A 14,165-nucleotide genomic window follows, 5' to 3' on the forward strand; every position below is an offset into this window, starting at 1 on the left:
ATTTACTCTTCGCCCCAGCGCCACTTCCATGGCCCGTCGCTCTTGCGCCAGCTGACGACGACCACGATCGCCGTCGCGGCCAGGAAGACGCCGAAATGCAGCAGCGGATTGCGATCCATGAAGACCACGCCGCTGGTGACGATGACGACCAGGAAGCCGGCCAGCAGCGCCCAGCCTTCCCAGCTGCACGGCAGGCCGGCGCCGAACCCGTAGCGCTTCACGCGAAACCAAGGCTTGCCCATCCGGGCCTCCCGAAGGGTTTTACGCCGGCAAGTTTACACCCAGCTCCCCGGCCAGGTCACGGATGAACTGCCAGGCCACCCGGCCCGAGCGGGCGCCGCGCAGCTGCGACCATTGCAGGGCCCGGCGCTCGAGATTCTCGACCTCCAGGCCGAAGCGCTCGGCGTAGCCGTGGATCGCCGCCAGGTAGGTGGGCTGGTCCATGGGCGGGAAGCCGATCCACAGGCCGAAGCGGTCGGAGACGCTCATCTCCTCCTCGGCGTTCTCGGCGGCGGCGATCGCGCCTTGCGTCTCGACGTGGTCGCGCGGCATCAGGTGGCGGCGGTTGGAGGTGGCGACGAACAGCACGTTTTCCGGCGGGCCGGCCACGCCGCCCTCCAGGGCCGATTTCAGCGCCTTGGCCGCCGCCGCCCCGTCCTCGAACGACAGGTCGTCGCACAGCACCACGAAGCGTTCCGCACGGGCGCGCAGCAGATCAAAGAGCGGCGGCAACGCCGCGACCTCGTCGCGATCGACCTCGACCAGCTTGAGGGCCGGGTATTCCGCTGCCAGCACCATGAAGGCCGCCTTGGTCAGCGAGCTCTTGCCCGTGCCGCGCACGCCCCACAGCAGGACGTGGTTGCAGGGCAGGCCGACGGCGAAGCGGCGGAGGTTCTCGACGAACCGGTCCTTCTGTCGCTCGACGCCGATCAGCAGGTCCAGGGCCATCGGATAGTCGGGGGCGGGAACGAAGCCCTCGCTGCCCGGTTCATGCCGGAACAGCCGTCCGGCGGCGAAGTCCGGGGCGGCCGGAGCGGCCGGGGCCAGGCGCTCCAGGGCGTCGGCGATGCGGGCGAGCAGGGGCAGGGCGGCGTCGTTCATGTGTTGCCTCCTAGCCCCACCTCGCGCTCATTGCAAAAGGGGAGGTGAACGCATAGCTTCCGCCGACTTGGCGGACCCCCCATGTGGGCGGGGACGCCAGCTCGAATTTCTTGGAGACGACATGTCCGGTGGACTGCAAACGCAACTGATCCAGATCGCGCCCATCATCCTGATGGTCGTGCTCTTCTATTTCATGCTGATCCGCCCGCAGCAGACGCGCGCCAAGCAGCACGCCGCGGCCATCGCCGCCGTCAAGCGCGGCGACAATGTCGTGCTGTCGAACGGCATGCTGGGCAAGGTCGTCCGGGTCGAGGAGACCGAGGTCGGCGTCGAGATCGCCCAGGGCGTGACCGTCAAGGTGGTCAAGAGCATGATCGCCGAGATCCGCGCCAAGGGCGAACCCGCCCCGGCCAACGATCCCAAGAGCTGATCACCACTCCGCGTTGACCACGAGGCGCCGCCCGTAACTTGACGCCGAAGGGCGTCGTCCAGAGCCTGTAATCCATGCTGACCCTCTCCCGCTGGAAAGTCACCGCCGTCATACTGTCGGTGATCTTCGGCATCGTCTTCTCCCTGCCCAACGCGCTGCCGCAGAAGACGCTCGACGCGCTTCCAGGCTGGGTTCCCCACCAGAAGCTCAACCTGGGGCTCGACCTGCAGGGCGGCTCGTACCTGCTCTACGAGGTCGACACCGACGCCCTGCGGGCCGAACGCCTGACCAACATGGTCGAGGACGTGCGCACCACCCTGCGCAACGACCAGATCGAGTTTGGCGAGCTGGGCGAGGCGGGCGGCATCGTGCGGGTCCGCATCACCGATCCGGCCAAGGTGGACCAGGCGGTCAGCCTGCTGCGCCGCTCGATCGGCGGGCCCCTGGCCGGCGCGATCGGCGGGCGGGACACCTCGGTCAGCAACAAGGGCGACGGCCGGCTGGAGCTGACCTTCGTGCCGGAGGCCGCCAAGGCCGACGCGGTCAAGGCCGTCGACCAGTCCATCGAGACGATCCGCCGCCGGATCGACGCCCTGGGCACCAAGGAACCGACCATCACCAAGCAGGGCAGCAACCGGATCGTCATCCAGGCGGCCGGCGAAAGCGACCCGGCCCGCCTGCAGGCGGTGATCGGCCAGACCGCCAAGCTGACCTTCCAGATGGTCGACGAGACGGTCTCGCAGGACGACATGGTCGCCGGCCGCATCCCGCCCGGCGTCGTGGTCATTCCGGGCACCGAACCCGGCGCTCCGCCGCTCCCGATCGCCAAGCGCGCCGTGGTGACGGGCGAGGACCTGGTGACCGCCAACCAGGAGTTCGACCAGAACGGCGCGCCCGCGGTCGGCTTCCGCTTCGGCGGCGCCGGCGCCCGCAAGTTCGGCGACGCCACGACCCGCAACGTCGGCAAGCGCTTCGCCATCGTGCTGGACGGCAAGTACATCTCGGCCCCGAAGATCAACCAGGCCCTGCCAGGCGGTTCGGGCATCATCAGCGGCAACTTCACGCCGGAAAGCGCCGCCGAGCTGGCCCTGCTGCTGCGCTCGGGCGCCCTGCCGGCCAAGCTGAACCTGGAAGAGCAGCGCACCGTCGGGGCCGAGCTGGGCGCCGACGCCGTCCGGGCCGGGGCCATCTCCCTGGCCATCGGCGCGGCGGCGATGTTCGTGTTCATCATCCTGGCCTACGGCCTGTTCGGGGTGTTCGCCGCCCTGGCCCTGGTGGCCAACGTGCTGCTGATCGTCGGCATCATGTCGATGACCCAGGCCACCCTGACCTTCCCCGGCATCGCCGGCCTGATCCTGACCCTGGCGGTCGCGGTGGACGCCAACGTGCTGATCTACGAGCGGATGCGCGACGAGGCGGCGGCGGGACGATCACCGATGTCGGCGGCCGACACCGGCTTCCGCCGGGCCATGGTCTCGATCATGGACGCCAACATCACCAGCCTGATCTCCGCGGCGATCATGTTCGGGTTCGGCTCGGGCCCCATCAAGGGCTTCGCCTGGACCCTGTCGATCGGCGTGTTCACCTCGGTGTTCACCGCCATCATCATCACTCAAGTGCTCATCGGCTGGTGGTTCAAGACCGCCCGTCCGAAGAAGCTGCCGATCGCTTAGGTTTCCATCATGGCTTGGCCCCTTATCCGCCTGATCCCCCGCCAGACCCACTTCCGCTTCGTGAAGTGGGCTCCGGTCGCCGCGGCGATCTCCGCCCTGCTGATCGCCGGCTCGTGCGTCTCGTTCTTCACCCAGGGCCTGAACCTGGGCATCGACTTCAAGGGCGGCGTCGCCATGGAAGCGCGCATGCCCACGCCCATCTCGGGCGACGCCCTGCGCACGGTCGCCCGGGCGACCGGCGCGCACGACGTGCAGGTGCAGGACAACTTCGGCTCGCCCAACGCGGCGATGATCCGCTTCCTGCCCACGGCCGGCGGCGACGCCATGGCCGAGGCCAACCGGGTCAAGGCCGAGATCATCTCCAAGTTCCCCGGCATGACCATGCCGGCTCCGTCGGTCATCGGCGCCAAGGTCTCGGGTGAGCTGCTGATGGGCGGCTTCAAGGCCCTGGGCATCGCCCTGGTGCTGATGCTGGGCTACATCTGGTTCCGCTTCCAGTGGCAGTTCGGCGTCGGCGCCGTGGTGGCCGTGTTCCACGACATCATCCTGACGCTGGGCCTGTTGTCGGTGCTGCAGATCGAGTTCTCGATGACCTCGATCGCCGCCCTGCTGACGGTGATCGGCTACTCCATGAACGAGAAGGTCATCACCTTCGACCGGCTCAAGGAGAACTTGCGCAAGTACAAGACCACGCCGCTGCGCGACATCATCGACCTGTCGGAGAACGAGCGTCTGTCGCGGACGATCATCACCGGCTCCACGGCCCTGTTGGCCCTGGGCGGCACGATGGTGTTCGGCGGCCCGGTGCTGTTCCCGCTGGTCTTCACCATGACCTTCGGCATCCTGATCGGCACCTATTCGTCGGTCTATATCGCCCTGCCGCTGATCCTCGTCTGGGGCGTCAAGCGGGGCGACGAGGAAGCCACGCCGATCAAGCTCGGCGCCGGCACCCGGCCCTGATGCTGCGCCAGCCGCCATCGATCGACGCCTGGGGCGGCGGGGGATTCCGCGTCTCCGGCGACTGGCGTCCGGGCTCGCTGCTGATCATCGACGACCAGCCGCGGCCCTGGAGCGCCACCAGCCTGGCGACCCTGACGCCGGAAGACTTTGCCGAGGTCATCGCGGCCGTCGGGGCGGTCGAGTTCGTGCTGCTGGGCGTGGGCCTGGTCAACGCCCTGCCGCCGCGCCCTGTGCGCGACGCCCTGAAGGCGGCCGGCGTGGGCCTGGAGTTCATGAGCACCGAGGCCGCGGCCCGCACCTACAACGTCCTGGCCAGCGAAGGCCGGCGGCTGGCGGCGGCGTTGATCGCCGTCTGACGCTCGACGCAGCACCGGGCCGCTCCTTCGGTGTCATCCCGGAAAGCGCGCAGCGCTTGTCCGGGACCCAGGTGAACCGCACCGCATCTGCCCAGTCCCCTAGGTCCCGGACAGCCTCTGCGAGGCTTCCGGGATGACAACGGTTTTAGGTTTATGGGTTCCGCTCGTTCGCCGGCGTCATGACTGTCCAGCGATCGCGAAAACCCGTGTCTCTTTGCCGACTCCGCCGGGCGCCCTATACCTGACCCCACAACAGGGGCATTAGGGGGCCTGGACATGACCGGACTGCTTTCCAATTTCCGCAACACCATCATCGTCAGCGTCCTGCTGGCGCTGGTGATCGCGTTCGGCTTCGGCCACAGCCCGCACGGCTTCGACCAGGCCTATTTCCAGGCGGTGTTCCGCCTGCTGCACGTGTTCTTCGGCATCCTGTGGATCGGGCTGCTGTACTATTTCAACTTCGTGCAGATCCGCGTCATGCCGCAGATCCCGGCCGAGCTGAAGCCGGCGGTGTCCAAGTACATCGCCCCCGAGGCGCTGTTCTGGTTCCGCTGGGCGGCCCTGGCCACCTGGGTGATGGGCGTGGTCCTGGCGTTCAGCCGCGGCTACCTGGCCGAGGCGGCGACCTTCGGCCTGTGGGGCGGCTACGAGCGCGGCGTCGACATGGGCTTCACCTTCATCGGCCTGGGCATGTGGCTGGCGACGATCATGTTCATCAATGTCTGGGGTGTGATCTGGCCGAACCAGAAGCGGGCCCTGGGCATCATCGAGGTGGACGCCGACGCCAAGGCCAAGGCGGCCAAGATGGCCATGCTGTTCTCGCGCATCAACACGCTGCTCAGCATCCCGATGCTGGCGACGATGACGATGTACCAGACGCTGTTCAACTGATCGCCCGACCATATCGAACGAAGAAGGCCCGCGGGATCCGTGGGCCTTTTTCTTTTGGGCCAGGCGGCGCATAAGCCGCGCCCATGACGACCCCGAAGACCACGCTGGACACCGCCCACCGCAATGAGGCGCCGGACACGGACCTGGACGCCCTGGTGCGCCGCATCGATCCCGACCGCTGGCTGGCCAGCCGGTTCATCGCCGATCCCAAGGCGCGGACCGACGTGATCGCGCTCTACGCCTTCAACTACGAGCTGGCCCGGGTGGCCGGCGGGGTCAGCAACGCGCTGATGGGCGAGATCCGCCTGACCTGGTGGCGCGAGGCCATGGAGGAGATCGCCGCCGGCCAGCCGCCGCGCCGGCATCCCACGGTCGAGGCCGTGGCCGCCGCCGGCTATCCCCTGAGCGCCCTGGCCGAGATGGCCCAGGCCCGGATGGCCGATCTCGACGCCGCGCCGTTCGAGACGGAGGCCGAGGTCCTGGCCTATGTCGACGCGACGGCCGGGGCGACGGCGATGCTGGCCGCTTGGCGGCTCGATTCCAAGGCCGATCCCCACGCGGTGCAGGACGCCGCCCGGGCCTACGGGCTGGCGGGGCTGTGGCGGTTGGGGCGGGCGGGGGTCCAGCGGCTGCCAACGGACTGGTCGCAGGCCGACGTCCGCCGGCGGGTGGGGGAGGCGCGGGCCAAGGCGAACCTGGCGCTCAAGGCGCTGCCGGTGGCCGCATTCCCCGCCGCCGTCCCGGCGGCCCTGGCGACGGCCCAGACCGGCGGGCGCGAGCTGGGCGAACTGGAAAAGCGCCTGCGTCTGACCTGGGCGGTGGCGACCGGGCGGGTCTGATATCGAGTTGGAACGGTCGGGGACAGGCGCATGCGCCTGTCCCCATTCGTGGCTGACCCTAGTTCCCGCTCTTGGTCCACTGGTCCAGCCACTTCAGGACCTCGTCGTGCCACTGCACCGAGTTCTGGGCCTTCAGCACCCAGTGGTTCTCGTTGGGGAAGTACAGCAGCTTGCTGGGGACGCCCTTGCGCTGCAGGGCCGTGAACGTGCCGATGCCTTCCTCGAGCGGCACGCGGAAGTCCTGGCCGCCCTGGACCACCAGTTCCGGCACGCTCCACTGGTCCACATGGTCGGCCGGGTTGAACTTGGAATAGGTCGTGCCGGCCTGGTAGGGCGGGCCACCGTTCTCCCATTCGCTGAACCACAGCTCCTCGGTCGAATAGCCCATGAACCGGCTGTCGAAGATGCCGTCGTGGTCGACCAGGCACTTCCAGGGCTCCTTCCACTGGCTGGCGATCCAGTTGACCATGAAGCCGCCGTACGAGCCGCCCAGGGCGCAGGCGCGGTCCTTGTCGAGGAAGCCGTATTTGCCGGTGGCGAACGCCCAGCCCTTCTGCAGGTCCTCCAGCGGACGGTCGCCCCAGTGCTGGCTGATCGCGTCGGTGAAGGCCTGGCCGTAGCCGGTTGAGCCGTGGAAATCGATCATCACCACAGCATAGCCGGCCCCGGCGTAGGTCTGGGCGTTCCAGCGATAGTGGAAGAGGTTTCCGAAGCTGCCTTGCGGGCCGCCATGGATCAGGAAGGCGACGGGGTACTTCTTGGCCGGGTCGAAATTGGCCGGCTTGACCACGTAGCCGTGCACAGTCTCGCCGTTCCAGCCGGGGAAGCTGAACTGCTCGGGCTCGCCCATGGCGACGTCCTTCAGCGCCTCGGCGTTGTTGTTGGTCAGCTTGATGGGCGCCTCGCCCTTCCTGGCCGTCGACAGGGCGTAGAGCTGGGCGGGGCCCTTCAGGTTGTCCTGGGCGTAGACGATCGACTGCGGGCCGACGCTGAAGCCGCTGATGTGGCCTTCGCCGGTCAGGGCGGTGGCCTTGCCGGTCTTGACGTCGACGGCGAACAGCTTGGTCTGGCCGATGTCCTCGGCGGTCGTGTAGATCGTCCTGCCGTCGGCGCTCCAGGCGATCGACTGGGCCGAGCGGTCCCAGGCGGGCGAGAGCTCGCGGACCTTGTCGCCTTCGCGGATCATGATGGCGAAGCGGTCGGCCTCGAAGCCGGGGCGCTTCATGGCCAGGTAGGCCTCCGTCTTGCCGTCGGGCGAGACGCTGGGCTGGGCGTCCCAGGCCTTGTTGGCCGCGGTCGTGTTCTGCGGCTTGGCCGAGCCGTCCAGCGGAACGCGCCACAGGTCGTAGTTGGTGCTCCACGATTCCTCGCGGTCGGCCGGCTTGGCCGAGAACACCACCGCCTTGCCGTCCGGCGTGATGGCGAAATCCTCGTCGCCGCCGAACGGCTTGGTCGGCGCGTCGCCGTTGAAGCCGTTCATCAGCGCCACCGGAGCGCCCGTGGCCACGCCGGTTTCGTCCAGCTTCAGGGCGTAGAGGTGATTCTGCGTTCCGTCCGCCCAGGTGTCCCAGTGGCGGATGAACAGCTTGTCGTAGACGACGCCGGTGGTCTTCCGCCCGCCCTTGGCGGCCAGCCTGTCCTTGGTGCACTCCAGCGTGTCGCAGTCGGGGAACACGGCCTGGGCGATGACGATGGTCTTGCCGTCGGGCGAGATCTTGAAGGCGCCGACGTCGAACGGGGCCTTGGTCACCTGGACGGCGGTCTCGCCGGCCGCGTCGGTGCGGTAGACCTGGTCCAGGCCGCCGGTCCGTCCCGAGACGAAGTACAGGGCCTTGCCGTCGGGCGACCAGCGGGGGTTGCTGGCGCCCCCGTCGGAGACCGCCAGCCGGCGCGGGGCCATCCTGGCCTTCAGGTCGGCGATCCACAGCGACATCGAGGCCTTGTTGGCCGCGTAGTCCATCGTCCGTACGCTGTAGGCCACGAAGCGGCCGTCCGGCGATACGCGCGGGTCGCTAATCCGCTCCAGCTGCACCATGTCCTTGGCGGTGAAGCCGCGGGTCTCGGCGGCGACGGCGGCGGGCGCTACGGCGAAGGCGGCGACGGACAGGGAGAAGGCGGAAGCGGCTAGGCGCAAGGTCTTGGTCATCGAAGCGGTATCCACGAGGCGTTGTCGCCGGAAAGAGGCTGGAGCCTAGCGACGACATGCCAGCGAAGCCAGGGGAAGGCGCAAGATCGCCCCTTGAGTCTCCAAGCTTCGCAATGCGACGAAAAAATGACCGTCAAGCGTCCAAAAAAGCCATCGAAAACAATCGTCTAGGAAGGTAACAATCGGAAACAGGACTTGCTTTGCCGCGACGCAGCATTTTCCCTAGATGTTAGACGGGGCGAGAAGGCGGTCGATGAACCGCCCCGCTGGTCAAGGTAAGGGTCTCACGTGTCGGCTTCGGCCTATTTTCAGCATACGGTCGCCGGACCGGTCATCTTCGCCGGGGTGGGTCTGCACACCGGCTCGCACGTGCGCGTCGCCGTGCGCCCGGCCCCGGTCGACGCCGGCGTCGTCTTCGTGCGCACCGATGTCCACGACCACGACAACCGCGTGCCGGTCGGGCCGGACGCCGTCTGCCAGACCCAGCTGGGCACCGTCATCAACAACGCCGCCGACGTGCGCGTCTCGACCATCGAGCACCTGATGGCCGCCCTGGCCGCCCTGGCCATCGACAACTGCGTGGTCGAGCTGGACGGTCCGGAAGTGCCGATCATGGACGGCTCGTCCGAGCCCTTCGTGCAGATCCTGGACCGCGCCGGCCGCCGCAAGCAGGAAGCCGCGCGCCGCTACATCGAGATCCTGGACACCGTGGTGGTCGAGGAGGGCGACAAGTCGGCCAGCCTGTCGCCGTCGGACCGCTTCGAGGTGGCCTTCGAGATCGCCTTCGCCAGCAAGGCCATCGGCCGCCAGCGCGTCGACCTGACCGTCGACGAGGAATCGTTCCGCGCCGAGCTGTCCGACTGCCGCACCTTCGGCTTCGTCCGCGACGTCGAGGCCCTGCGCGCCATTGGCCTGGCCCGCGGCGGCACGATGGAGAACGCCGTGGTCATCGACGGCGACCGGGTGCTCAACCCCGAGGGCCTGCGCCGTCCCGACGAGTTCGTGCGCCACAAGGCGCTGGACGCGGTGGGCGACCTCTATGTGCTGGGCGCGCCGATCATCGGCCGCTTCGAGGGCGTCCTGGCTGGCCACGGCCTGAACAACGCCGTCGTCCGGGCCCTGATGGCCAACCCGTCCGCCTGGCGGATGCGCGCCCATTCGGTGGAATTGGCCCAGGCCGTCTGACGATCCGATACCCAGGCGTGGATCTTCGACCTGATTTGGTCAAAAAGCCGATGTCTGTAGGGTTTGGGCGGATTCCCCGGGGGATGCGTCTTGGGGCGTATCCTCGTCACGGCTCGGCTTCCATTTGCGCCCGCATCGGCGTGGTGTAGAAGCCTTGCACGGCGCAGGGGCGCACGTTTGCTTCGAGGGTGAAAAGTCCGTGCTTCGTAATTTCTCGGGACGCAAGGTGGCCATGGTCGCGACCGCCGTGCTGGTCGCCCTGTCGGTCTCCGCCTGCGCCGGCAAGCGCAAGAAGCCGAGCCTGGCCTACGAAGAGCGCCCGGTGGAGCTGCTCTATTCGACCGGCGCCAACCGCCTGGACCGCGGCAGCTGGAACGAGGCCGTCGACTACTTCCGCGAGGTCGAGCGCCAGCACCCCTATTCGGAATGGTCGCGCCGCTCGATCCTGATGACCGGCTACGCCCACTACCAGGGCAACCAGTACAACGAGGCGATCTCGGACGCCGACCGCTTCATCGGCCTGTACCCGGGCAATCCGTCGGCCTCGTACGCCTACTATCTGAAGGCCGTCTGCTATTTCGAGCAGATCGTCGACGTCAACCGCGACCAGGCCGCCACCGAGCAGGCCATGGCCGCCCTGCGCGACGTCGTCCAGCGCTACCCCAACTCGGAATACGCCCAGGACGCCCGGCTGAAGATCGACATGGTCAGCGACCAGCTGGCCGGCAAGGAAATGACCATCGGCCGCTATTACTTGCGCAACGGCCAGACCCTGGCCGCCATCGGCCGGTTCCGCACGGTGGTCGACCGCCATCAGACCACCTCCCACGCCCCCGAGGCCCTCTACCGCCTGGTCGAGAGCTACCTGACCCTGGGCCTGATGGACGAGGCCAAGCGCAACGGCGCGGTGCTGGGCTACAACTTCCCGGGCGACCCCTGGTACGCCGAGGCCTACAAGCTGCTCACCAACAACGGCCTCAAGCCCGCCGTCGAGCCGCTGAAGGCCGGCAACAAGAAGAACTTCCTCGACCGCCTGATCCACGACAAGGACGACACCTTGGCCCCGCCAGGCGAGGCCAAGAAGAAAAAGGGCGGCCTTAAGGGCGTCCTGGGCATGTAGACGCAAACGTCCGATTTTGACGGGCCGATCCTCCAGGATCGGCCCGTTTTTCGTTTCGGAAGGTCCTTCGATGGCGACGAGAACAGCCCGGGAACAAGGCCCCTTTGAAAAATGCTGATTCCCGGCGATCCTAGGCCCATGCTGATCGGCCTTTCCATCCGCGACGTCGTGCTCATCGAAAGCCTGGACCTGGCCATCGGCCCGGGTCTGACCGCGCTCACCGGCGAGACCGGGGCGGGCAAGTCGATCATCCTCGACGCCCTGGGCCTGGCGACGGGCGCGCGGGCGGACGCCGGGCTCGTTCGTCGGGGGGCTGCAGGCCACGCCAGCGCCACGGCCATCTTCGCCCTGCCGGCCGACCACGCCGCCTTCGCCTATCTGGACGACAAGGGCCTGGACTACGCTCGCGACGAGGACCTGGTCCTGCGCCGCCAGCTGTCGCCCGACGGCCGCAGCCGCGCCTTCGTCAACGATCAGGCCACCAGCGTCGGGGTGCTCAAGGACCTGGGCGCCCTGCTGCTGGAGGTCCACGGCCAGCACGAGACCGTCGGCCTGCTGGACGTGCGCACCCATCGCACCCTGCTGGACGCCTTCGGGGCGGTCAGGGTCGGCGCGGTCGCCTCGGCCTGGAGCGCCTGGCGCGCCGCCCGCGAGAAGGCCGCCGCCCTGCGCGACCTGTCCGACCGCGCCGCCGCCGAGACCGAGGAACTGACCCTGCGCCTGTCGGAGCTGGACCGCCTGGACCCGCGCGAAGGCGAGGAGACGGCCCTGGCCGAGGAGCGGGCCCTGCTGGGCTCGGCCGAGAAGGCCCTGGCCGACATCGCCGCCGCCAGCGACGCCCTGGGCGGCGACGCCCTGTCGGGCAAGCTGGCCAGCGCCTTCCGGGCCCTGGAGCGCGCGCGAGAGCGGGCCATCCAGGCCGGCGCGCCCGCCGACGGTCCGGCCGTCACCAAGCTGGTCGCCGCCTGCGAGGCGGTCGACCGCGCCCTGGTCGAGGCCCAGGAGGCCGCCGCCGCCATCGACGCCGCCGCCGAGGGTTTCGAGTTCGAACCCGACCGCCTGGAAAAGGCCGAGGAGCGATTGTTCGCCCTGCGCGGCATGGCCCGCAAGCTGAACGTCGCCGTCGAACTGCTGCCCGACAAGCGCGCCGAGTTCGCGGCCCGGCTGCAGGCCATCGAGTCCTCGGCCGAGGCGTTGACCGCCGCCGAGCAGGAAGCCGCCGACGCCCGCGCCGCCTATCTGTTCGCCGCGCAAGCCTTGTCGGCCGAACGCCGCGCCGCCGGCGATCGCCTGGCCGCCGCCGTCGAGGCCGAGTTGGCGCCGCTGAAGCTGGAGAAGGCCAAGTTCCGGGTCGCCATCGCGCCGCTCGACGAGGATCGGGCCGGCCCCATGGGCGTCGACCGCGTGGCCTTCGAGATCTCGACCAATCCCGGCGCGCCGTTCGGACCGATGGAGGCCATCGCCTCGGGCGGTGAACTGGCCCGCTTCGCCTTGGCTTTGAAGGCCGCCCTGGCGGGGCGGGAGGGGCCCCAGCCGCTGATGATCTTCGACGAGGTCGACCAGGGCGTCGGCGGGGCCGTGGCCGACGCGGTGGGCCTGCGCCTCAAGCGCCTGGCCGACGGTTCGAGCGGGAAGGGCGCGCAAGTGCTGGTCGTCACCCACTCGGCCCAGGTCGCCGCCCGGGCCGACGCCCACTGGCGGATTTCCAAGTCGGGCGACGACAGGTCGATCCGCACCCGCGTGGAGCCGCTGTCGGCGGCCGAGCGGCAGGAGGAGATCGCCCGCATGCTGTCCGGCGCCGAGGTCACCGAGGCGGCGCGGGCCGCGGCCAAGGCGCTGATCGGCTGAGGTCCTGCGTTCTTCGAGGCCCGCCGCGCGGGCGCCTCAGGATGAGGAACTCAGTGCAAAAGTGGTCCTCATCCTAAGGTGCGAGCCGTAGGCGAGCCTCGAAGGACGCTAGGCGCCGCCGTCAAGCCAGCGCTGGCTCGGCCTTGGGCGCCACGTCCTTGCGCGACCAGCCCTTGATCCAGGCCTGCAGCGGCGTGTCGACGAAGCGCTCGAACAGCCAGGCGGCGACGACGCAGGCGGGCAGGGCCATGGCCCAGGCCGTCCACAGCAGCGGACCGTCCAGCCCCAGCTTGTTCGTCGCGGCGCGCAGCAGGCCGAACCAGGCCACGGCGACCAGCTGGTTGGTCAGGAACAGCGAGAACGACAGGCGGCCGGCCAGGCCGGCCCAGCCCCAGCCCTTGGCGCCCGAAGCGCCGGCGGCGTAGATCAGCAGGCCCAGCAGGGCCAGGCTGGCATGATCGAAGCGGCCGAAGACCTGCAGGGCGACGACGCCGCCCCCGGCCGCGATGGCCAGGCCGTCGGCCCAGCGGGACGAAATCGCCGTCGGCAGGCGGGCGACCAGCATGCCCAGGATGAACAGCGGGATGCCGCGCACCAGGCCGAACCGCAGCGGCAGCTGGTGGCCCGGGATGCCGGTCACGGCCTTGGCCGCATAGTCCACGAGCAGGAAGATCGCCACGCCGATCAGCAGGGTGGTCCAGGGCGAGCGGATCCTGGCGGTGGCCCGCCAGGCGGCTGGGAAGCCGGCATAGCAGACGATCAGGGCCGACAGGGTCCAGGTCGGCATGTTCCAGCCCGACGGGCCGGGCACGAACCAGGCCTGCATCAGGAAGACCTGCGGCAGCAGCTGGGGCCACTGGAACCACTGCGGGTTCTGCGGGGCCAGGCCGACGGCGCCGGTCCCCAGGACGAAAGCGACGAACAGCGCCAGCATCACCAGGTGGGCGGGCCAGATGCGCAGGATGCGGCGCTTGAGGAACTCGCCGGTCGTGACGTCGTGGCCCAGGAGACGGGGTCCGTAGGTCCGGGCCAGGACATAGCCCGACAGCATCAGGAAGAAGTCGGTGGCCAGGTAACCGCGGCCTAACGCCGGGTGGATCGCGAACAGCGACACCGGGGCCCGCTCGGCCACGTGATAGAGCACGATGAACAGCGCGGCCACGAACCGCAGCAGATCCAGGGCGCCGCCTCGGGACAGGCCGATGTTCCGGCCTGGACCGTTCTGGGACATCGCGGCGGTCTGGGACATGGGGAAAGGGCTCCTTTGGCTGGCGGCAGCAAGAGCTGGGCCAGTGTGGGGCTGCAGGATCAGCCGGGGACGCGCACTCACGGCAAGGCGCCAGCTAGGTTGCAGGGCGCTTGGGGTGAGTGCGTGTCCCCAACGGACCCGCTGAGTTTGGTGTTCAAGTCCCATGACGCCGTGGATGGCGTTGGGGACATGCACTCACCCAGAGGCCGTGGATCGATCGGCGAGGCCTTGCCGTGAGAGCACGTCCCCGGCTTGCGCTCGGCGTTCAGCTAATAAAGTCTCAGGATTCCAACGTCCTGAACTTTCTCGACCCGATTTGATCCTCATCCTCCCAGACCGCCCGTATCCTTGACCCACCTCGACGCAG

The 14,165-nt window shown here is 68.8% G+C and carries 13 protein-coding genes; 9 read left to right on the forward strand and 4 right to left on the reverse strand.

Translation table 11 applies throughout. From position 1 onward, the window contains the following. Positions 1 to 2 precede the first annotated feature (2 nt). On the reverse strand, positions 3 to 242 hold the full coding sequence (locus ACSQ2G_RS23655) for a hypothetical protein (protein WP_436034815.1): 240 nt from the start codon (positions 240 to 242) through the stop codon (positions 3 to 5). A 19-nt stretch (positions 243 to 261) separates the two neighbouring features. Beyond that, on the reverse strand, positions 262 to 1,101 hold the full coding sequence (locus tag ACSQ2G_RS23660) for an ATP-binding protein (RefSeq protein WP_436034816.1): 840 nt from the start codon (positions 1,099 to 1,101) through the stop codon (positions 262 to 264). Between the two features lie 121 nt (positions 1,102 to 1,222). Between ACSQ2G_RS23660 and yajC the strand changes: the two genes are divergently transcribed. From yajC to ACSQ2G_RS23690, 6 genes are all read left to right on the forward strand, one after another. Continuing rightward, positions 1,223 to 1,531, forward strand: a complete 309-nt coding sequence (gene yajC, locus ACSQ2G_RS23665; protein ID WP_436034817.1) for a preprotein translocase subunit YajC — start codon at positions 1,223 to 1,225, stop codon at positions 1,529 to 1,531. Between the two features lie 74 nt (positions 1,532 to 1,605). Then, the gene (gene secD, locus ACSQ2G_RS23670; protein ID WP_436034818.1) at positions 1,606 to 3,204 is read left to right on the forward strand and encodes a protein translocase subunit SecD; all 1,599 of its coding nucleotides are present in this window, start codon (positions 1,606 to 1,608) and stop codon (positions 3,202 to 3,204) included. Positions 3,205 to 3,213: 9 nt separating this feature from the next. After that, a complete protein-coding gene (gene secF / locus ACSQ2G_RS23675) occupies positions 3,214 to 4,164 on the forward strand; it encodes a protein translocase subunit SecF (protein ID WP_028040741.1) in 951 nt (316 codons plus the stop codon). A 2-nt stretch (positions 4,165 to 4,166) separates the two neighbouring features. Further along, positions 4,167 to 4,520 carry an Mth938-like domain-containing protein gene (locus ACSQ2G_RS23680; protein WP_436034823.1) on the forward strand — a complete coding sequence of 118 codons (354 nt, stop codon included), beginning with the start codon at positions 4,167 to 4,169 and terminating at the stop codon, positions 4,518 to 4,520. 276 nt (positions 4,521 to 4,796) lie between these two features. Then, the gene (locus ACSQ2G_RS23685; RefSeq protein ID WP_310079666.1) at positions 4,797 to 5,411 is read left to right on the forward strand and encodes a urate hydroxylase PuuD; all 615 of its coding nucleotides are present in this window, start codon (positions 4,797 to 4,799) and stop codon (positions 5,409 to 5,411) included. 83 nt (positions 5,412 to 5,494) lie between these two features. Further along, on the forward strand, positions 5,495 to 6,250 hold the full coding sequence (locus tag ACSQ2G_RS23690) for a squalene/phytoene synthase family protein (protein WP_436034819.1): 756 nt from the start codon (positions 5,495 to 5,497) through the stop codon (positions 6,248 to 6,250). Between the two features lie 58 nt (positions 6,251 to 6,308). Here the strand turns inward: ACSQ2G_RS23690 and ACSQ2G_RS23695 are convergent, their stop codons facing one another. Then, positions 6,309 to 8,396 carry a prolyl oligopeptidase family serine peptidase gene (locus ACSQ2G_RS23695; RefSeq protein ID WP_436034820.1) on the reverse strand — a complete coding sequence of 696 codons (2,088 nt, stop codon included), beginning with the start codon at positions 8,394 to 8,396 and terminating at the stop codon, positions 6,309 to 6,311. Positions 8,397 to 8,684: 288 nt separating this feature from the next. On the opposite strand from ACSQ2G_RS23695, the gene lpxC reads away from it, so the two are divergent. From lpxC to recN, 3 genes are all read left to right on the forward strand, one after another. Further along, positions 8,685 to 9,581 carry a UDP-3-O-acyl-N-acetylglucosamine deacetylase gene (lpxC, locus tag ACSQ2G_RS23700; RefSeq protein WP_436034821.1) on the forward strand — a complete coding sequence of 299 codons (897 nt, stop codon included), beginning with the start codon at positions 8,685 to 8,687 and terminating at the stop codon, positions 9,579 to 9,581. Positions 9,582 to 9,813: 232 nt separating this feature from the next. Next, positions 9,814 to 10,701: an outer membrane protein assembly factor BamD gene (locus ACSQ2G_RS23705; RefSeq protein WP_436034824.1), complete on the forward strand. Its 888-nt coding sequence runs from the start codon at positions 9,814 to 9,816 to the stop codon at positions 10,699 to 10,701. Positions 10,702 to 10,839: 138 nt separating this feature from the next. Further along, on the forward strand, positions 10,840 to 12,549 hold the full coding sequence (gene recN / locus ACSQ2G_RS23710; protein ID WP_436034822.1) for a DNA repair protein RecN: 1,710 nt from the start codon (positions 10,840 to 10,842) through the stop codon (positions 12,547 to 12,549). A 121-nt stretch (positions 12,550 to 12,670) separates the two neighbouring features. Here recN and ACSQ2G_RS23715 read toward each other — a convergent pair whose 3' ends face one another. Continuing rightward, on the reverse strand, positions 12,671 to 13,780 hold the full coding sequence (locus ACSQ2G_RS23715; RefSeq protein WP_436034825.1) for an acyltransferase family protein: 1,110 nt from the start codon (positions 13,778 to 13,780) through the stop codon (positions 12,671 to 12,673). Positions 13,781 to 14,165: the final 385 nt, after the last annotated feature.

Origin of the sequence: Caulobacter sp. LjRoot300, from assembly GCF_964253875.1 — a bacterium.
Lineage (GTDB): Bacteria > Pseudomonadota > Alphaproteobacteria > Caulobacterales > Caulobacteraceae > Caulobacter.